Genomic DNA, 18,734 nt, shown 5'->3' on the forward strand with positions numbered 1-18,734 from the left:
GTATGGCAGGAAATCATGAAATTTTAATTGTTAAATAAATTTAATTTTCCAATTGGCAAAAAAAGCGTGGATAGTTTTGTTTTTTTGTAATGCCAATCTAGACATCTGTTGTTTTTTTGTGACGTTTTATATCGTCGTTGCGACGATTGTCCGCCGCATTGCGGCAGCGCTACGGGCAAAAAAAAGCCGCCCGTGGAGGGCGGCTGGCATGACGGGGGAGCGCGATTACTGAAACGCCACCTCGGCAAAACTGCGCAATTTGCGGCTGTGCAGGCGGTCCACTCCCTGGCGGCGCAGCAGTTCCACGGCGCGGATGCCGATGCGCAGGTGCTGGTCGACGCGCTCGCGGTAGAAGTGGTTGGCCATGCCGGGCAGCTTGATTTCGCCGTGCAGCGGCTTGTCGCTCACGCACAGCAGGGTGCCGTACGGGACGCGGAAGCGGAAGCCGTTGGCGGCGATCGTCGCGCTTTCCATGTCCAGCGCGATGGCGCGGCTCTGGCTGAAGCGGCGCTCCGGCGTGCGCTGCGGCAGCAGTTCCCAGTTGCGGTTGTCCGTGCTGGCGACTGTGCCCGTGCGCATGATGTGCTTCAAATCATGCCCCGTCAGCTGGGTGATTTCCGCCACGGCCGTTTGCAGCGCCTGCTGGATTTCCGCCAGCGGCGGGATCGGCACCCACAGCGGCAAGTCTTCGTCGAGCACGTGGTCTTCGCGCACATACGCATGCGCCAGCACGTAGTCGCCCAGGCTTTGCGTGGTGCGCAGGCCCGCGCAGTGGCCCAGCATCAGCCAGGCGTGCGGGCGCAGCACGGCGATATGGTCGGTGATGGTCTTCGCGTTGGCCGGCCCCACGCCGATATTGACCATGGTGATGCCGCTGCCGTCCGCGCGCAGCAAATGGTAGGCGGGCATCTGCGGCAAACGCGGCGGGGCCGCGCCCAGCGCGTCGTCGCTTTCGCCGGCATGGCCGACGCGGCGCGTGACGACGTTGCCCGGTTCGACAAAGGCGATGTAGCCATCGTCGTCCGACGGTGCGGCGGCGTCGGGCGCGCGCTGCATCAAGGCTTGTCCCAGGCGGATGAATTCATCGATGTAGAACTGGTAATTGGTAAACAGGACGAAGTTCTGGAAGTGCTGCGGCGAGGTGCCGCTGTAGTGGCGCAGGCGCTGCAGCGAATAGTCCACGCGCGGTCCCGTAAACAGCGACAGCGGCTGCGCTTCGCCGTGCGCCGTCTCGTGCGTGCCGTTGGCGATGCCGTCGTCCATGGCCGACAGGTCCGGCAAGTCGAACAGGTCGCGCATGGCCATGCGGCGGCCCGCATCCATATTGCCTTCGATGTGGTCGTGCTCGGCGAACGAGAAGTGCACGGGGATGGGCTGGGCGCTGACGCCCACTTCCAGCAGCACCTTCTGGCCACCGTTATGGTTTTTCAGCAGCAGGGTGAACTGGTCGAGGTAATAGTCGCCAAACAGGTCGGGGCGGGTCAGCGTGGTTTCAAACACGCCGGGGCCGGCGACAAAGCCGTAGGCCAGCGGCGAGTCGGCGCGCGCCACGGTCTCGGTCTGGATGCGTACGAAGGGGTAGCAGGCGCGCACCCGTTCGTGCATGTCTTCGCCAGCGACAAAGCGCTGCAGCGCATCGCGCAAGTGTTCGATGCTGCTGCGGTAAATGGCTTGCACCTGCGCCAGCGCCTGGCGTGGATCGTCGAAGCGGGCGGAGGCGATGAAGGGGGGCGTAAGCAAGCGGATTCTCCTTGTGGCGGTTCGTGCATATCATTGTAAGGCAGCAAGGCAAGTCGTGTTGGCCGCGTTGCCTGGCCGTCTGGGGCGCTTGACGGATTCAAATAGAATCGGTATTCTATTTGAATGGTCAGACTAGCCAAATTCAACGAAAACAACTTCATCGACAGCGCGATCGCCGTCGCCGCCCAGTGCGGCGTGGGCGCCGTCTCGATGGCCGCCATCGCCGTCAAGGCCGGTGCGCCCATCGGCTCCGTGTATCACCGCTTCGATTCGCGCAACGCCATCCTGGCGCGCGCCTGGCTGCGCGTGAAGAGCGACTTCCGCGAGGAAGTGGCCAGCCGCTGGCTCGGCGGCGACACCTGGGCCGGCGTGCACGGCTTGCTGGACTGGTGCCGGCGCAAGCCCGTGTACGCGCGCTTCCTGCTGCAATGCGAGGACAATCCCGATTTCAGCGGTGGTCTCAGCGAGGAATTGCTGGCCGCCGTCGAAGAGGAGCAGGCGGCGCTCGACGCCTGCTTTGAGCGCTGCGCCGAAGCCATGCCCGCCAGCAAGGAGCTTGATCTGGATCACATGCTGCTCAAATTCGTGCTGATCGACGCCCCCGTGGCCGTCGTCAAGCCTTACCTGGCGCAGGAGCGGCCGATACCGGCCAGCGTCGATGCCATGCTGCGCGCCGCGCACGATGCCGTGCGCGGCTGGGCGACCCAAACCATCACACACTGACAAAGAAAAGAATCTCCATGCGCTATTCCACCCAGCTTGAACACGGCAAGAAAATCCCCCTGCACGACGAAGAAGGTTTCATCGGCATGCGCGCGGCCGGCCGCATCGCCGCCGATACGCTCGACTACATCACGCCCTTCGTGAAGCCGGGCGTATCGACGGCCAAGCTTGACGCCCTGTGCGAGGAATTCATGCGCGCCGCCGGCGCCATCCCCGGCACCATCGACTACCACGGCTACAAGCACGCCAGCTGCATCTCCGTCAATCACGTGGTCACGCACGGCATCCCGTCCGAGACGAAGATACTGAAAGTGGGCGATATCCTGAACATCGACGTGACGCCGAAGTTCCAGGGCTGGTTCGGCGACACCAGCCGCACCTTCAAGGTGGGCGCCGTGTCCATCCTGGCCAACCGCCTCGTCAACACGGCGTATGAAGCCATGATGGCCGGCATCCACACCGTGCGCCCGGGCGCGACCCTGGGCGACGTGGGCGCCGCCATCGAGGCGGTGGCTAAGGCGCAGGGCTTTTCCTCCGTGCGCGATTTCTGCGGCCATGGCGTGGGCCAGGTCTTCCACGACACGCCGCAAGTGCTGCACTATGGCCGCGCCGGCACGGGCATCGTGCTGGAACCGGGCATGATTTTTACCATCGAGCCGATGCTCAACGTGGGCAGCTACCAGGTCAAGGTCTTGCCCGACAAATGGACGACGGTGACGAAAGACCGTTCGCTGTCGGCGCAGTTCGAGCATTCGCTGGCCGTGACGGAAACGGGTTTTGAAATCTTCACCCTGACCGGCTTGTCCGATCCGCTGGCGTAAGCATGGATGACGCGCGCCGGCAGCAGCTTACCGAGATCGTCGCCGCGAAAGCCGGCGTGGATGCGGCCTGCGCGGCGCGCCACCTGGCGCAGCATGATGACGACGTGGCCGCCGCCCTGCGCGGCATTGACGCCGAGCGCTACACGCTGACGCAGCGCCTGCTGAACAAGTACCGGCGCGACCCGCAAGACGCGCTGCAGCAGGTAGCGCTGGCCGTGCTGCAGCAGGAAGGCATCCGCGACGACCGCGTGCTGCGTTCTGAACGCATCGCGGCCCTGGCGCCGCCCGTCGCCGGCGTGGTGCTGCTGGCCGAGTGGCTGGCCTATGTGGAATGGGAAGGCTTCGACAGCGCGCTGTACGCGAATATCGACGCGGTGGCCGCGTTCATCGCCGGCGAATTGGACCTGCCCGGGGTGGCGGCCAACCTGCTGCAGGCGCGCGACGAATGCGCGTTCGAGGCGCAGCGCCCCGCACTGGCGCTGGCCGCGCTGGCGTACATCGAACGCCACATGACGCAGTTTCCCTGACGGCGGGCGCTTTGCCGCCGGCGTGGCAGGTCTTACAATGGAGGCAAGCACTGTTGCCCCATTTTGAAGACTCCACATGAGCGATTTTCCCGAAGATATCTACACCGAGCCGTCCGTTGACGTGCACACGCTGAACAACCTGGGCCCATTGACCGGCATGGCCGGCATCTGGACGGGCACGCGCGGCCTGGACGTCAAGCCGAAAGCCGACGGCCCGCGCAAGCAGGCCTTCGTCGAGCGCATCGAGCTGCAGCCTATCGACCCCGTCACCAACGGCCCGCAACTGTTCTACGGCTTGCGCTACTACATCCACATCACCAAGCCGGACCAGGTCAAAACCTACCATGAGCAAGTCGGTTACTGGCTGTGGGAGCCGGCCACGGGCGCCGTGATCCAGACCCTGGCCATCCCGCGCGGCCAGATCGCCATGGCGTCGGGCACGACGACGGCGGACGCCACCAGTTTCGAACTGGTGGCCAAACGTGATTCGACGGCCTACGGCATCTGCTCGAATCCCTTCCTTGAACACGCGTTTACCACCGTCGAATACCGCATCAAGGTCGACATCCACGCCGACGGCAGCTGGGGCTATGACGAAGACACGGTCATGCTCATTCGCGGCAAGGATGAACCGTTCCACCACACGGACCGCAACCTGCTGACGAAAATCGGCGAGCCGACGCCGAATCCGATGGCCTTGCAGGCGCTGGCGGCGGTGTAAAAATCAAAAAGCGGCGACTTTTGCCGCCGCTCTGCTGGAGCGCCTGAAAAATGCTCAGGGCTAGGCGCGTTGCCGCAGGCAGTACGAACGTACGGCCAGGCAAGGCAACAACGCCATGGGCTTTTTCTCAGGTCTTTTGTCGCCGCTCTGCTGGAGCGCCTGAAAAATGCTCCGGGCTAGGCGCGTTGCCGCAGGCAGTACGAACGTACGGCCAGGCAAGGCAACAACGCCATGGGCTTTTTCTCAGGTCTATTGTCGCCGCTCTGCTGGAGCGCGTGAAAAATGCTCCGGGCTAGGCGCGTTGCCGCAGGCAGTACGAACGTACGGCCAGGCAAGGCAACAACGCCATGGGCTTTTTCTCAGGTCTTTTGTCGCCGCTCTGCTGGAGCGCCTGAAAAATGCTCAGGGCTAGGCGCGTTGCCACAGGCAGTACGAACGTACGGCCAGGCAAGGCAACAACGCCATGGGCTTTTTCTCAGGTGCTCCTTAAGGTTTGCCTTGCGCGACGGCCTTAATCGCGCGCTCCTCTCCCATGGCGGCAGCGATCTTCCAGCGCTGCATGGCGCTGTCGCGGTCCGGGCGCTTCAAGCCGGCGCCTTCCCAGTCCATCAGGCCCAGGTTGTAGATGTCGCCCGCGCTGCCCTTGTCAGCGGCCAGGGTGAACCATTTGCGCGCTTCCTTATGGTTGACGGGAAACTGGTAGCCGCGCACGTGGTACAGGCCCAGCAAATGCATGGCTTGCGCATTGCCCTTGTTGGCCGCCTGCTTCAGCAGGTCCAGGCCGCGCGCCATATTGCGCGGCTCCTGCCAGCCTTCGGCCAGCATCACGCCCTTTGCCGTCAGCGCGTAGCTGTCGTTCTTCACCAGGCCCTTGCCGACCAGGGGCTTGGCGGCCACCTGGCGCGCCTCGCGCTGGCGCGCCGTCGGCGCCGTGACGGGGCCGTTCTGGCCTTCGCCCATCAGCAGCATCCAGCCATACAGGCCATACGCGCCCGCGTCGCCCTTGCCGACCAGGCTTTCCAGCATGGCCAGCGCCTGCGTCTTGTCGCCATTTTCATACAGTTTGACGGCCCTGGCGCTGCTTGCGTCCGGCGGCACGGTGGCCGGTGCATGGGGCGCGACGGGCGCCGAGGCCATGGCCGTTTGCGGTGGCGCAGAAGCGGGACGCACGCGCGCGGGCAAGCCATAGCTGGCGGCCAGCACGGCGACGCTGGCGGGCGCCAGGATCAGCACGTGGGCCAGCTGGTTGCGGCGGCCCTTGCCGGCGATGCCCATGGCCCGTGCGGCCTGCTGCTGGCCGCCCAGCGCCTCGCTCAGCACGTTCTTGACCTTGCGGTTGAACAGCCAGTAGCCGGCGCCCGCGACGAACAGGCCGGCGACGGCGGCCGCACCGCGCCCTGCGAAGAACCAGGCGGCGATGGCGGCGGCCAGGGCGGCCAGCGCGCTTTTCCACCAGAACTGCTTGGCCAGCCGCGTGTAGACCTGGCGCAAGGCACCGAGCACGCAGGTGCGCACATTGTTGGCATACTCGGCGGAGACGACATCGACGTGGGCGTGGTCCGCGTCGCCGCTGAGGACAGACTCGATCACGTCCGCATTCAATTCCGATGCGGCCACGTCGCGCAGCGGCGTCAATAAGCCCTGGACGTGGGCCGAGAACAGGCCGTCGTCGGCGCTGCCGGCCAGCGCGTCGCTGAGCGCCTTGAGGTCGCCGCGCAGCAGCTTTTCCACGATGTCGTCCAGGGTCAGCCAGCGCAAGTCCGTGCCGTACGCCACCAGGTGGTGCTTTTCCCCGTTGCAGGCGGCGTCCAGGCGCACGATGCGCAGCTTGCCCCCGTACAGGGCGTCGACTTCCTGCGGCTGGTCTTCATTGTAGATGCTCACTTTCGCCAGGGCCAGGCTGCTGGCGATGGCTGCCAGTGAGTGCACGCTCTCCTTGTCGCGGATGCGGCGCGCGTCGTCTGGCGCCTGCTTGGGCAGGCTGACGCTATAGCCGGGCGCCACGTGCACGTCGATCCAGGCCGCCTTGCCCACCTTGCCGGAACCGTCGCACGGGTTGCAGCGCAGGTCGCCCGCGCCGCTGCAGGTGCGGCAGGTGACCTTGCCGCTGGCGCGGCAGGTGGCGCAATTGATGTTGCCGGAACCGTGGCAGGTGTTGCACGTGACCTTGCCGAAGCTGCAATGGTAGCAATTGCGGTGCTCGGTGCGGTACTGCGTGCGCGTTTCGCTGTGGTAGCTGGTGTGCGAGCTGCCGTTGCTGTAGGTGGTAGTGGGTACTTGCACCGTCACGTAGTCGGTGACTTGTTCGGCCACCGTGCCGTTGCCGTTGCAATACGAGCAGGAGACCTTGCCGCTGCCGTAGCAGCCGTAGGCGTCGCAGCTGACGGTGCGCCCGCCGTGGCAGGTCCAGCACGTTTCCGTGGTCAAGCCGTGGCAGGTATGGCAGCCGATGCGGCCTTTGCCGGAACAGGCGCTGCAGGTATCGAGGTGCCAGTACTTGACGGCGTGCGGCAGGTAGATGCCCGCCTCGATGCCGTTGTAGGCCTGGCCCGGCTGGCGCAGGGCGGCGTCAAGCTTGCCTGCCGCGCGGCGCAGCCTTTCCTTCTCCTGCGTGTGAGCGAGCGCTCCCACCTCGTGGGAGCCACAGCGGCAGTCATTTCCCGCCGGCGCAAAATAGCCATTGATGACGCGCTGCTCGAAGCGCGCCTCGAGCGCGTAATTCGCCTGCAGCGAAAAATCCTGCAGCACGTCTTCCTCGCCCAGCGGCGTGATGTCCTGCGGCTCGAAACGCGTCTTGTCCTGCACCAGGGTGCGCAGCTTGCCCAATACGGTGGGGATGTCCTCTTTGCCGAGCTTGAGGGGCGCTGGCGCCGTCGCGGCCGTCTCTGTCACCTGCGGCGCAACCTCGCTGCCTGGGGTTTCATGGGCCGTCTCGGTGCTGGAGTTCATGCGCGTCCTTTTGCTCTCTGGAAAGATGTTTGAATTTTAGCATCCATGCCTGGAAAGCATGCAGTTTAGTCCACGTTTTTCAGCGCAGGCCGCGGCGGAACTGGTCGGGCGTGCCGCCGCTCTGGCGGCGAAACATGGCGATGAAGGCCGAGGCCGTGCTGTAGCCCAGTTCCAGCGCGATCGCCTGCACGGTATCTCCCTGTTCCAGCATCGGCAGGGCCGCCAGGAAGCGCTGGCGCTGGCGCCATTCGCCGAAGGGCATGCCCAGCTCGCGCTGACAGCGGCGCGCCAGCGTGCGCTCGGTGACGTGCAATTGCGCGGCCCACTCGGCCAGTGAGCGGTTACTTCCCGGCTCCGCCTGCAGGGCGGCCAGCAGCGCCGCGATGACGGGTTCGTCGCTGCCGGGCAGATAGTTGCGGCTGCACGGCGCCAGCTGCAGCTGGTCGACCAGCACCTGCGCCAGGCGCTGGTCGGCTTCGGTGGCGGGCGTGGTGACGCCCCTTTCGGCGAAGTCGCCGAGTATGGCTTTGAGCAAGGGACTGAGCACCAGCGCGCACGGCTGCGCCGGCAGCTGCGCGCACAGGCCGGTATCGATGTAGGCGGAGTGAAATACGACGTCCTGGCGGATATAGCCGTCATGCAAGGTCTCGGGCGGTATCCACACGGCGTACTGGGGCGGCGACAGGTAGCGCTGGCCCGCCACCATGATTTCCATCACGCCCGTGGAGCAATACGTGAGCTGGCCCCACGGATGGCTCTGGTAATCGAACTGCTGGTGCGCGTGGTAATCGTCGAGGCGGAAATACACGGGATAGGGCAGGGCGTCGGAAACGGCGGGGAAATGCTGGTTGCTGGCCATGGTATCTCCTGTTTTGTCCTGTTCTTCGCATCGTTTGTCCGGTTTTCATTATATCCATGGAATCGGACCATGCGAAAATGGCAGTCATTGAATCGTGGAGTTACTTGCATGAAAGCCAAGCATTATCTGTTTCCCGTGATTGCCGTGCTGATCTGGGCCATCAACACCATCGTCAGCAAGATGGCCGTGGGCGTGATCGACCCGGCCGCCATCTCGTTCTATCGCTGGCTGCTGGCCGGCGTGCTGCTGGCGCTCGTGTTTGCCCGTCCCGTGTGGAAGCAGCGCTCCGTGGTGAAACCGTATCTGGGCAAACTGTTTGTGCTGGGCATGTTGGGCATGGTCATGTACCAGTGCCTCGCGTATATCGCCGCGCAGACGACGACGGCCACCAACATGGGCATCCTCGCGTCGATGATGCCGCTGCTGGCCGTGGGCCTGTCCGTGCTGGTGCTGAAAGAGGCGCCCACCGTGGGCGGCGTGTTCGGCGGCATCGTGTCCTTGCTGGGACTCGGCTACCTGCTCAGCCATGGCGACCCGGCCGCGCTGCTCGCTCATGGCGCGGCCGTGGGCGACGCCCTGATGCTGCTGGCCTGCCTGTCGTATGCGGGCTACGGCGTGCTGCTCAAGCGGTGGAAGATTCCCCTGAATAACTGGCACTCCTTGCTGATCCAGGTCTGGTGCGCCGTGCCCGTGCTGTTCGTGTATTACCTGAGCCAGTCGGCGCCGCCCGTCACCGGCGCCGGCTTGCCGCTGGTACTGTTTGCCGGCATTCCCGCTTCCATCATCGCGCCGTTCTTGTGGATGCACGGCCTGGCCAGGCTGGGGCCGAGCCGCGCCACGACATTGATGAATCTGCTGCCCGTGTTCACGGTGATCATCGCCATGCTGTTCCTTGGTGAAACCTTGCACAGCTATGATGTGATCGGCGGCGGCGTGACCCTGCTGGGCGTGGTGATGGTGCAGTACCTGAAACGCCCATTGAGGCGCGCACAGGCGTAGTATTTTTGCTATGCTGATGTTTTTCGCAAGGAGCCATCATGCCGGACATTGATACCCTGTTGAGCGAACTCGAAGCCTTCGGCAGCAGCAACGATGCGGCGCACGCGGAGCGCGCCAGCCGCATGCTCAACATCACGCGCGACACGGGCGAATTGCTGGCCGTGCTCGTGCACGCGCGCGGCGCGCGCCGGGTGCTGGAAATCGGCACCTCGAACGGTTACTCGACGCTGTGGCTGGCGCGCGCAGTGCAGGCGCTGGGCGGCAGCGTGGTGACGGTGGAAAAGGCGCAGGACAAGTTCGACATGGCGCACGCCAACTTTGTGCGCGCGCAATTGCAAGGCGTGATCGGTCAGCTGCTGGCCGACGCCGGCGACGTGCTGCGCGATGCGGCGGACGGCGCCTACGATTTCATCTTCCTCGATTCCGCGCGCCAGCAATACGAACAATGGTGGCCGCAGCTGGACCGCGTGCTGGCGGCCGGCGGCGTGCTGGTGGTCGACAACGCCAGCTCGCACTACGCGGACATGGCGCAGTTTCTTGACGCCATCCGCGCCGACAGCCGCTACACGACGTGCCTGGCCACGGTCGGCAAGGGCGAATTCATCGCCGTCAAGGCGGGCAACTAACGCTTACTCGGCGACGATGGCCGCTTCCAGCACGCGCACCAGCGATTCGACGCCTCGGGCGTCGACCTCGTCGAAGCGGCCGGTCAATGGGCTGTCGAGGTCGAACACGCCGATGATGTGACCTTGCGCAAACACGGGCACCACCAGTTCCGAACGCGAATTGACGTCGCAGGCGATGTGGCCGGGAAACGCATGCACGTCCTGCACGACGATGGACTTGCCTTCGACCACCGTGGTGCCGCACACGCCGCGTCCTTTCTTGATGCGGATGCAGGCCGGCTTGCCCTGGAACGGCCCCAGCACCAGTTCCTCGCCTTTCAGAAAGTAGAAACCGGCCCAGTTCAGGCCCGGCATGGCGTGGAAGACCAGCGAACTGAAGTTGGCCGTATTGGCGATGAAGTCGGTTTCGCCCGACAGCAAGCCTTGCAGCTGCGAACGCAGATCCGCATACATGGCTTGCTTGGCTTCGGGGGTATCGGTGGCGTAGGCGGTGTCGCTGAGGGTAAACGTCATGGTCGTGGCGGGGCGCAAAATGGGGAAGGCGCCATGGTAGCGCGTCTGGCGCGTCCGCGCGCGGCCCTCACTTTTGCAGATGTTCTTGCGCCAGCCGGCGCAGCAGGGGCAGGGCAGCATGCCCGTGTTCTTCCCGCCAGGCCAGGCCGATGCCGGCCGCCAGTTCCTCGCCCTCTGCCAATGGCCGGTAGGCCACGCCAGCGAGGCGCAGCGCGCGGAACGAGTCGGCCAGCAGCGCCATGCCCTTGCCGGCCGCGACGTCGCCGAGCAGCACGTGGTGGTCGGGCGCTTCGCGCAGGAAGGCGGGGGCGAAGCCGTGGCGGCGGAAAATGGCCTGGCAATGGTCGAAAAAGGCGGGCTGGCGCGCCCGTTCGAACCAGTAGATCGATTCCTGCGCGATATCAGACAGGCCCAGCTTGCGCTTCTTCGCCAGGCGGTGCCCGGCGGGCAGGGCCAGCATCATGGGCTGGCGCGCCAGCGGCTGCACGGCCAGCTCGAACGTGGCGCTGGGCAGGGCGAGCAGGGCGGCGTCGAGCTGGCCCTTGCGCACGGAGGCCACCAGGCGCGGCGACGGCGCCGCCGTCAGCTCCAGCCGGACATTGCCCAGTTGCGCCTCCAGCTGCCCTTCCAGCACCGCCAGCAGCGGACGGAACAGGCCCGCTTCCACGGAACTGGTCAGGCCCAGGCGCAGGCGCGCCGGGGCCGCATCGCGCTGCAGCGAGGTTTGCGCCGCATCCAGCAAGTCGAGGATGTGCAGCGCCTGCGGCAGCAGGGTGCGGCCCGCCTGCGTCAGGGCCACGCCCTGCGTGTCGCGCTCGAACAATCGGGCGCCCAGCTTGTCTTCCAGCGTCTTGATGGCGCGCGACAGGGGCGGCTGGGTCATATGCAATTGCTCGGCCGCCTGGCGGAAGTTCAGGCAGCGGGCGACGGTGCAAAACAGGGTCAGGGCATGGGTGTCAAGGGCTCTCATACCAGAAAGGTATCACGAAATCGCGCATTCCCCCGCCAGCCGGCGCGGTCTAGACTGGCCGCATTGACACTTGAGGGAGATCAACATGCAACTGCAACAACGACGCATCGGCCATAGCGGCTTGACCAGTTCGGCACTGGGCCTGGGCTGCATGGGCATGTCGGAATTCTATGGCGCCACGGACGAGGCGCAATCCTTGGCCACGCTGGAAGCGGCCCTGGCGGCGGGCGTGACCCTGTTCGACACGGCCGACGCCTACGGTTTCGGCCACAACGAGCAATTGCTGGGCCGTTTTCTGAGCAAGCATCGCGGGCAGGCGCTGGTCGCCACCAAGTGCGGCCTGGCGCGCGAGGCGGGCAGCTATGCGCGCCGCGTCGACAATGCTCCCGCCACCATCCGCCATGCCTGCGAGGCGTCGCTGGCGCGCCTGGGCGTGGAGACCATCGACCTGTTCTACCTGCACCGCCTGAACCTGGACACGCCGCTGGAAGAATCGATGGGGGCGCTGGCGCAGCTGATGCAAGAAGGAAAAATTCGCGCCGTGGGCCTGTGCGAAGTGAGCGCCGCCACTTTGCGGCGCGCGGCGGCGCTCTGCCCCGTGGCGGCCGTGCAGAGCGAATACTCGCTGTGGACGCGCGAGCCGGAGCAGGGCGTGCTGGCCGCCTGCCGCGACGTGGGCGCCAGTTTCTTTGCCTACAGCCCGCTGGGACGCGGTTTCCTGACGGGAACGATCGTCGGCGCGGACAGTCTCGACGCGGGCGACTTCCGCCATTTCAATCCCCGTTTCGCGGCCGGAAACCTGGCGCGCAACCAGGCCATCGTGGCGCTGGTCCAGGACCTCGCGCGCGCCAAAGGCTGCACGCCGGCCCAGCTGGCGCTGGCCTGGCTGCTGGCGCAGGGCGACGACATCATTCCCATCCCCGGCACCAAGCGCATCGCCTACCTGCACGACAATCTCGGCGCGCTGGACGTGCGGCTCGATGCCGCGGAACTGGCGGCGATCAGCGCCGCCTTTCCTTTGGGCATGGCGGCGGGCGCGCGCTACACGGACGAAGGCATGAAGGGCGTGGATGCGTGAAAAAAGGCGCGCGAGTGTACGCCAGCGTACCTAACTGAAGCTTTTCCTGCGGGACAATCCACGACGATCTGCTAGCATTTGGCAGTGACTGCTCGGTGCGCGTTGCACCGTGTTCAACAGTCAGGTATCCGATGAGGTGGATGTTGTTAGATGACGATATTTTCGATATAGAACTGAAATTATTGCTTGAGGGAATCTTGTTGAGATATCAGCACGATTTCCGCGATTATTCCGTGGCGTCGCTGCGCCGCCGCATGCGCCAGGCCATGGAGCGCTTCGGCTGCGCCAGCCTGTCGCAGTTGCAGGACCGCATACTGCACGAACCTGCCGTGTTCGCGCAGATGCTGCAGTTTTTCACCGTGCAGGTGAGCGAGATGTTCCGCGATCCCGCGTATTTCCGCGCCCTGCGCGAAAAAGTCGTGCCCATCCTGCACACTTATCCATCGATCAAGATCTGGGTGGCCGGCTGCAGCAGCGGCGAAGAGGTGTGGTCGCTGGCCATCCTGCTGGACGAGGAAGGCTTGCTCGAACGCAGCATGATTTATGCGACGGACATCAATGTCGAGGCGCTGGCGGCCGCCGAAGCGGGCATATACGCCGTCGAGCGCATTGCCCAGTTCAGCGAGAATTATCAGCTGGCGGGCGGCAAGCGCTCGCTGTCCGACTATTACACGGCGGCCTACAAGGGCGCCATCTTCGACCGGCGTCTGCGGCGCCAGTTCGTCTTCGCCGACCACAGCCTGGCGACGGACAGCGTGTTTTCGGAGGTGCACATGGTTTCCTGCCGTAACGTGATGATTTATTTCAATAAAGATTTGCAGGACCGCAGCCTGGGCCTGTTCCACGAAGCGCTGGTGAACCGGGGCTTCCTGGGCCTGGGCATGAAGGAAAGCCTGCATTTCAGCCGCCATGCGGACAGCTTCAACGAGCTGAGCCCGGCCGAGCGCATCTTCCAGCGGGCCTGACATGCTGCCCACCTGCGACGTGGCGCCGCCGCCGCCGGGCCTGCGCCTGATCGCCATCGGCGCTTCGGCCGGCGGCGTGGAAGCGCTGGGCATCGTGCTGCGCGCCTTGCCGGCCCGCTGCCGCGCGGCCGTCGTGGTGGTGCTGCACCTGGCGCCGGGCCGCTCCAGCCAGTTGCCGCAGCTGTATGCGCAGCGCTGCCAGCTGCCCCTGCGCGAAGCGCAGGACAAGGAGCCGCTGCAGGCCGGCGTCGTGTATTTCGCGCCGCCCGACTATCACCTGCAAATCGAACCCGAAGGCTGTTTTTCGCTGTCGCAGGAAGAACCCGTGAATTTTTCGCGCCCGTCCATCGATGTCCTGCTGGAAACGGCGGCGTATGCCTACCGGCGCGCCATGCTGGCCATCATCCTGACGGGCGCCTCGGCCGACGGCGCGGTGGGGCTGGCGCGCGTGCGGCAGCTGGGCGGCGGCGCCTGGGTGCAGGACCCGGCACGGGCCAGTTGCGCCGTCATGCCGGCCGCTGCGCTCAAGCGTGCCGGCGCCGACCGCGTGCTCGATTTGCCGCAAATGGCCGCCAGCCTGGCGTTGCTCGGTGCATGAACGGACAAATGGATCGCTGCGGGGAGTGCGTGTAATATATGACCACTGATGTGAATACAGAAATAATACTAATTTTAAATATCGCAACATGCCGGCATGCCGCCATGGCGACGCCTGAAGACTGATCCGTGACTGCACCTATTCATATCCTCGTCGTTGACGACATCGCGCAAAACCTGATCGCCGCCGAAGCTGTGCTGGCGCGGCCCGGTATTGTTGTCCTGAAAGCATCATCGGGCGCGGAAGCGCTGGAATTGCTGTTGACGCACGAGGTCGCGCTGGCCCTGATCGACGTGCAGATGCCGCAGATGGACGGCTTCGAGCTGGCCGAGCTGATACGCGGCAGCGAACGCACGCGCAGCATTCCCTTGATTTTCCTCACGGCCGCCTCGCGCGAACCGAGCTACAGTTTCCGTGGCTACGAGGCGGGCGCCGTCGATTTCCTGTACAAGCCCATCGACGTGAAAGCCTTGCAGAGCAAGGTGGCGGTGCTGGTGCAGTTGTACCAGCAGAAACGCGAACTGTCTGCCCAGCTCGACGAGCTCAAGCACGCCCTGCACCTCAACGAATTATTTACGGCCGTGCTGGGCCACGACTTGCGCACGCCGCTGTCGGTGGTGATGAACGGCGCCATGCTGCTGCCGATGATGAGCGACCACCCGAAAGTGGTCGTCACGGCGCAGCGCATCGAAAGCAGCGCCAAGCGCATGGCGCGCATGGTCGACCAGTTGCTGGACCTGGCGCGCATCCGCTCGGGCACGATGGAGTTGCGCAGCAGCATGCACGACTACCTGGCGCTGGCGCGCGCCATCGTCGAGGAATTCGAAACGGCGGGACAGGCCGCATCCATCGAACTGAGCAGCGTCGGCGAGCTGCATGGGCAGTGCGATGCGGGCTTGCTGTCGCAAGTCATTTCTAATCTCTTAAGCAACGCCATCACGCATGGCGAGGCGGGCGCACCCGTGCAGCTGGCGCTCGACGGGCGGGCTGCCGACTGCATCGAGTTGCGCGTGATCAATCGCGGCGTGATCCCTGCCGCCCTGCTGCCGACCCTGTTTGAGCCGTTCCAGCAGGCGCGCGAGAAACGCAGGACGGGGCAGGGACTGGGCCTGGGCCTGTACACCGTGAACATGTTCGTCAAGGCCCATGGCGGCACGGTCGAGCTCAGCTCGTCGGCGACGCAGGGCACGGTGGCGACGGTGCGCATTCCGCGCCATTGCCATGTGTGCGTGCAGCCCGACGTGGCGGCGCCATGAGCAAGCCTACCTGGCCGCGCGGCGGCGGCAGCATGGGCGAGCTGGTGCGCCAGTTCGACTGGTCGGCGAGCAGCCTCGGCGCGCTCGACGCCTGGCCCGCCCATTTGCGCACCAGCGTCGACATCGTGCTCCATTCGCCGATGGCGATGGTGCTGATGTGGGGGCCGCAGCACGTGATGGTCTATAACGACGAGTACATCAATATCGCCGGCCCGCGTCATCCGGCCGCGCTGGGCGGCACGGTGCCGGCCGTCTGGCCCGAGATCTGGGACTGGAACGCGCGCATCCTGGAGGCGGGCTTGCGCGGCGAGACGCAGGTGCACCGCGAGCGCTGCCTGCCGCTGTTGCGCGACGGGCAGCCGACGGACGTCTGCTTCGACCTGTTCTACACCCCCGTGCATGGCGCCGATGGCCAGGTCGACGGCGTGCTGTGCACGGCCGTGGAATTGACGGCGCGCATGGAAGAAGGGCGCCAGCTGAAGCTGGCCACGGCCGAGCTGGGCAAGCTGAACGCCACCTTGCAGGCCGAGAGCGAGGCGGTACGGGCCGCGAACCGCCGCCTGGACGAGGACCGCGCCCTGCTGCGCGCCCTGTTCCAGCAGGCGCCCAGCTTCATGGCTCTGCTGCGCGGGCCGCAGCATGTGTTCGAGCTGGCCAATGAACACTATCTGCGCCTCGTGGGACGCGACGACCTGCTGGGCCAGCCCGTGGAAGTGGCCTTGCCGGAAGTCAAGGCGCAGGGCTTCATCGACCTGCTCGACCAGGTCTACCGTTCCGGCGTTGCCTACGAGGGACGCCAGGTCAGGGTGGACTTGCAGACGGCGGACGGGCAGACGGGCGAGCGCCATGTCGATTTCGTGTACCAGCCCATCAAGGATGCGGACGGCGCGGTGACGGGCATCCTCGTCGAAGGCATCGACGTCACCGAGCGCATGGAAGGCGAGGAGCGCCTGCGCCTGGCGCAGCAGGCGGGCGGCATCGGCACCTTCGAATGGTTCCCCGAGACGGGCGCGATGCTCGTGTCGCCCACGTTCCGCCGCCAGTGGGGCATCGCCGATGATGAGGAAGTCACGCAGCAACTGCTGGTGAGCCTGGTCGATGCGCGCGACCAGCAAAAGGTCGGGCCCAGCAAGCTTGAGCTGGCGCCCAATCCGCTCGAATACGTGGAATACCGCATCCGCCGCCCCGCCGATGGCGCGGTGCGCTGGATCGCGCGCCAGGGCGAGGTCATTGCCGGCCGCTTGCCGGGCCAGCGCCGCTATGTGGGCGTGTCCTTCGACGTCACGGAACGGCGCCAGATCGAGGAGGAACTGATGGCCAGCCAGGAGCGCATGGCGGCCATTTTCGGCCAGGCATCCGTCGGCTTGTCCGAACTGGGCCTCGATGGCCGTTTCCAGCGCGTCAACGGCGCGCTGTGCTGCATGCTGGGGCGGTCGGCCGAAGAGCTGCTGAGCCTGAACATGAACGATATCCTGCATCCCGACGACGTGCCGGGCAACAATGTGCTGTTCCGCCGCCTGGTGGAGACGGGCGAGTCGTTTTCGCTGGAAAAGCGCTACCTGAAACCCGATGGTTCGCAAGTGTGGGTGTCGAGCAATGTCAGCCGCCTCGTCGATGAACAGGGACACACGCGTTCCTTGATCGCCGTCAAGACGGATATCACGGACCGGCGCCGCGTGGAAAAAGCGCTGCATGAATTGAACGAAACGCTCGAGCACCGGGTCGAACAGGAAGTGAGCGAGCGCACCAAGGCCGAAGACGCCTTGCGCCAGGCGCAAAAAATGGAAGCCGTGGGCCAGCTGACAGGCGGCATCGCGCATGACTTCAACAATGTGCTGCAGATTATTTCCGGCAATTTGCATCTGCTGCAGCACCTGGCGGGCACGGATGGCCTCATGCGCCAGCGGCTCGACACGGCCATTGCCGCCGTCGAGCGGGGCGCCAAGCTGTCCTCGCACCTGCTGGCGTTTGCGCGGCGTCAACCGCTCAAACCCGTGGTGGCGGACCTGGCCCGCGTGGTGCGCAATATGGATGCGCTGCTGCGGCGCGCCTTGGGCGAGGCCATCGACATCGTGCTGGTGGGCGGCGGCGGCCTGTGGAACACCCTGGTCGACCGCAGCCAGATCGAAAACGTCATCCTCAACCTGGCCATCAATGCGCGCGACGCCATGGATGGCGCGGGCAAGCTGACCATCGAGCTGGGCAATGTCGTGCTCGACGAGCATTATGTGCACAACCTGGTCGACGTGCCGGCCGGACAGTACGTGATGCTGTCGGTGACGGACACGGGGCGCGGCATGAGCGGGCCCGTGCTGCAGCGCGCGTTCGAGCCGTTCTTCACCACCAAGCCGGAAGGGGCGGGCACGGGCCTGGGCCTGTCGATGGCCTACGGCTTCGTCACGCAGAGCCGCGGCCATATCCGCATCTACAGTGAACCTGGCGTGGGAACGGGAGTCAAAATCTATCTGCCCCGCTCCCTGATGGCCGAGGCGGACGAGGAAGTGGAATTGAGCGGCGTCGTCACGGGCGGCACGGAAACCGTGCTGGTGGTGGAAGACGACGTGGGCGTGCGCACCACGGTGGTCGACATGCTGGGCGCGCTCGGCTATACGGTGCTCAAGGCCGAGGATGGCGAAAGCGCGCTGGCCGTGCTGCACAGCGGCGCGCAGATCGATCTGTTGTTTACGGACGTGATCATGCCCGGTCCCGTCAGCAGCACGGACATGGCGCGCCAGGCGCGCGAGCTGCAGCCCGATATCGCCGTGCTGTTTACGTCCGGCTATGCGCAAGACGTCATCGTGCACGAAGGGCGGCTCGACGCAGGAGTAGAATTGCTCAGCAAGCCGTACCGGCGCGAAGAGCTGGCGCGCAAGCTGCGCCATGTGCTGGCCAACCGCCAGCAGCAAATGCGCGCGCGCCAGTTTGAACGGTCCGGCGCACCGGTGTCCGGCGGCCTGGCGGCCAGCGCACTGGGCGCCGGCACGCCGGGGCTGGATTTGACGGGCCATGCGCCGGCGCCGCAGGGAGACATGCCGACATCGATGAAAATACTCGTGGTGGAAGACAACCTCGATTCGCAGCTGATGGTGTGCGAGCTGGTGGGCATGCTCGGGCATACGGTGAGCGGCGTGTCCGATGGCGAGTCCGCGTGGCAATTGCTAAGCGAACAAGACTTCGATATCCTGTTTACCGATGTCAGCCTGCCCGGCATGTCCGGCATCGCGCTGGCGCGCATGGTGCTGCGCGAAAAACCTGACATGCGCATCATCTTTTCCACCGGATACGGCAAGGAATCGATGGATGAGCTGGGCTTTTCCGCCAGCGTCCTGCGCAAACCGTATGATTTGATGGAGCTGCAAGCGGCACTCGACCAATCCTGACGGGCGCGC

General features: G+C 65.2%; 16 protein-coding genes. 11 read left to right on the plus strand and 5 right to left on the minus strand.

The window, feature by feature from the left end; all coding sequences use genetic code 11:
• Positions 1-225: 225 nt before the first annotated feature.
• A complete protein-coding gene (locus CBW50_RS02610) occupies positions 226-1,740 on the minus strand; it encodes an AMP nucleosidase (protein ID WP_086144071.1) in 1,515 nt (504 codons plus the stop codon).
• 123 nt (positions 1,741-1,863) lie between these two features.
• Between CBW50_RS02610 and CBW50_RS02615 the strand changes: the two genes are divergently transcribed.
• The 4 genes from CBW50_RS02615 (at position 1,864) to CBW50_RS02630 (ending at position 4,532) form a co-directional block, all read left to right on the plus strand.
• Positions 1,864-2,463 (plus strand): TetR/AcrR family transcriptional regulator, encoded by a 600-nt coding sequence (locus tag CBW50_RS02615; RefSeq protein ID WP_086144072.1) that lies wholly within the window; start codon positions 1,864-1,866, stop codon positions 2,461-2,463.
• 17 nt (positions 2,464-2,480) lie between these two features.
• Positions 2,481-3,284: a type I methionyl aminopeptidase gene (gene map, locus CBW50_RS02620; RefSeq protein WP_086144073.1), complete on the plus strand. Its 804-nt coding sequence runs from the start codon at positions 2,481-2,483 to the stop codon at positions 3,282-3,284.
• A 2-nt stretch (positions 3,285-3,286) separates the two neighbouring features.
• Entirely contained in the window at positions 3,287-3,811 is a 525-nt protein-coding gene (locus CBW50_RS02625) for a hypothetical protein (RefSeq protein WP_086144074.1), read from the plus strand.
• A gap of 76 nt (positions 3,812-3,887) precedes the next feature.
• On the plus strand, positions 3,888-4,532 hold the full coding sequence (locus CBW50_RS02630; RefSeq protein WP_086144075.1) for a heme-binding beta-barrel domain-containing protein: 645 nt from the start codon (positions 3,888-3,890) through the stop codon (positions 4,530-4,532).
• Positions 4,533-5,018: 486 nt separating this feature from the next.
• Here the strand turns inward: CBW50_RS02630 and CBW50_RS02635 are convergent, their stop codons facing one another.
• Both CBW50_RS02635 and CBW50_RS02640 read right to left on the minus strand, forming a co-directional pair.
• On the minus strand, positions 5,019-7,481 hold the full coding sequence (locus CBW50_RS02635; protein ID WP_086144076.1) for a tetratricopeptide repeat protein: 2,463 nt from the start codon (positions 7,479-7,481) through the stop codon (positions 5,019-5,021).
• 79 nt (positions 7,482-7,560) lie between these two features.
• Positions 7,561-8,340, minus strand: a complete 780-nt coding sequence (locus CBW50_RS02640) for a helix-turn-helix transcriptional regulator (protein ID WP_086144077.1) — start codon at positions 8,338-8,340, stop codon at positions 7,561-7,563.
• A gap of 108 nt (positions 8,341-8,448) precedes the next feature.
• On the opposite strand from CBW50_RS02640, the gene CBW50_RS02645 reads away from it, so the two are divergent.
• Both CBW50_RS02645 and CBW50_RS02650 read left to right on the plus strand, forming a co-directional pair.
• Complete coding sequence (locus tag CBW50_RS02645) at positions 8,449-9,339, plus strand: DMT family transporter (protein ID WP_086144078.1); 891 nt, start codon at positions 8,449-8,451, stop codon at positions 9,337-9,339.
• A gap of 38 nt (positions 9,340-9,377) precedes the next feature.
• Positions 9,378-9,965 carry an O-methyltransferase gene (locus tag CBW50_RS02650; RefSeq protein ID WP_086144079.1) on the plus strand — a complete coding sequence of 196 codons (588 nt, stop codon included), beginning with the start codon at positions 9,378-9,380 and terminating at the stop codon, positions 9,963-9,965.
• A gap of 3 nt (positions 9,966-9,968) precedes the next feature.
• Here CBW50_RS02650 and CBW50_RS02655 read toward each other — a convergent pair whose 3' ends face one another.
• Together CBW50_RS02655 and CBW50_RS02660 are read right to left on the minus strand one after the other, a co-directional pair.
• Entirely contained in the window at positions 9,969-10,478 is a 510-nt protein-coding gene (locus CBW50_RS02655; RefSeq protein WP_086144218.1) for a GAF domain-containing protein, read from the minus strand.
• Between the two features lie 67 nt (positions 10,479-10,545).
• Complete coding sequence (locus CBW50_RS02660; RefSeq protein ID WP_226935357.1) at positions 10,546-11,448, minus strand: LysR family transcriptional regulator; 903 nt, start codon at positions 11,446-11,448, stop codon at positions 10,546-10,548.
• An 85-nt stretch (positions 11,449-11,533) separates the two neighbouring features.
• Between CBW50_RS02660 and CBW50_RS02665 the strand changes: the two genes are divergently transcribed.
• The 5 genes from CBW50_RS02665 to CBW50_RS02685 all read left to right on the plus strand — a co-directional run bounded on the left by CBW50_RS02665 (position 11,534) and on the right by CBW50_RS02685 (position 18,725).
• Positions 11,534-12,526 (plus strand): aldo/keto reductase, encoded by a 993-nt coding sequence (locus CBW50_RS02665; protein ID WP_216356304.1) that lies wholly within the window; start codon positions 11,534-11,536, stop codon positions 12,524-12,526.
• Between the two features lie 131 nt (positions 12,527-12,657).
• Positions 12,658-13,491: a protein-glutamate O-methyltransferase CheR gene (locus CBW50_RS02670; RefSeq protein ID WP_172404655.1), complete on the plus strand. Its 834-nt coding sequence runs from the start codon at positions 12,658-12,660 to the stop codon at positions 13,489-13,491.
• Between the two features lies 1 nt (position 13,492).
• Positions 13,493-14,089, plus strand: coding sequence for a chemotaxis protein CheB (locus CBW50_RS02675; protein ID WP_086144080.1), 597 nt, complete (start codon positions 13,493-13,495; stop codon positions 14,087-14,089).
• 128 nt (positions 14,090-14,217) lie between these two features.
• Positions 14,218-15,345: a hybrid sensor histidine kinase/response regulator gene (locus CBW50_RS02680; protein ID WP_086144081.1), complete on the plus strand. Its 1,128-nt coding sequence runs from the start codon at positions 14,218-14,220 to the stop codon at positions 15,343-15,345.
• Entirely contained in the window at positions 15,342-18,725 is a 3,384-nt protein-coding gene (locus CBW50_RS02685) for a PAS domain S-box protein (RefSeq protein WP_086144082.1), read from the plus strand. The genes CBW50_RS02680 and CBW50_RS02685 overlap by 4 nt, the downstream gene beginning before the upstream one ends.
• The last annotated feature ends 9 nt before the right edge of the window (positions 18,726-18,734 follow it).

The sequence above is a fragment of the Janthinobacterium sp. GW458P genome, assembly GCF_002127585.1.
Taxonomy (GTDB): Bacteria; Pseudomonadota; Gammaproteobacteria; order Burkholderiales; family Burkholderiaceae_D; genus Janthinobacterium.

Bases quoted from the DNA above. Each gene is read 5' to 3' on its own strand.
- CBW50_RS02615 (WP_086144072.1), top strand. From the start codon at position 1,864: ATGGTCAGACTAGCCAAATTCAACGAAAACAACTTCATCGACAGCGCG.
- CBW50_RS02630 (WP_086144075.1), top strand. From the start codon at position 3,888: ATGAGCGATTTTCCCGAAGATATCTACACCGAGCCGTCCGTTGACGTG.
- CBW50_RS02645 (WP_086144078.1), top strand. From the start codon at position 8,449: ATGAAAGCCAAGCATTATCTGTTTCCCGTGATTGCCGTGCTGATCTGG.
- map (WP_086144073.1), top strand. From the start codon at position 2,481: ATGCGCTATTCCACCCAGCTTGAACACGGCAAGAAAATCCCCCTGCAC.
- CBW50_RS02635 (WP_086144076.1), bottom strand. From the start codon at position 7,481: ATGAACTCCAGCACCGAGACGGCCCATGAAACCCCAGGCAGCGAGGTT.
- CBW50_RS02665 (WP_216356304.1), top strand. From the start codon at position 11,534: ATGCAACTGCAACAACGACGCATCGGCCATAGCGGCTTGACCAGTTCG.
- CBW50_RS02660 (WP_226935357.1), bottom strand. From the start codon at position 11,448: ATGAGAGCCCTTGACACCCATGCCCTGACCCTGTTTTGCACCGTCGCC.
- CBW50_RS02640 (WP_086144077.1), bottom strand. From the start codon at position 8,340: ATGGCCAGCAACCAGCATTTCCCCGCCGTTTCCGACGCCCTGCCCTAT.
- CBW50_RS02670 (WP_172404655.1), top strand. From the start codon at position 12,658: ATGAGGTGGATGTTGTTAGATGACGATATTTTCGATATAGAACTGAAA.
- CBW50_RS02655 (WP_086144218.1), bottom strand. From the start codon at position 10,478: ATGACGTTTACCCTCAGCGACACCGCCTACGCCACCGATACCCCCGAA.
- CBW50_RS02675 (WP_086144080.1), top strand. From the start codon at position 13,493: ATGCTGCCCACCTGCGACGTGGCGCCGCCGCCGCCGGGCCTGCGCCTG.
- CBW50_RS02650 (WP_086144079.1), top strand. From the start codon at position 9,378: ATGCCGGACATTGATACCCTGTTGAGCGAACTCGAAGCCTTCGGCAGC.
- CBW50_RS02685 (WP_086144082.1), top strand. From the start codon at position 15,342: ATGAGCAAGCCTACCTGGCCGCGCGGCGGCGGCAGCATGGGCGAGCTG.
- CBW50_RS02625 (WP_086144074.1), top strand. From the start codon at position 3,287: ATGGATGACGCGCGCCGGCAGCAGCTTACCGAGATCGTCGCCGCGAAA.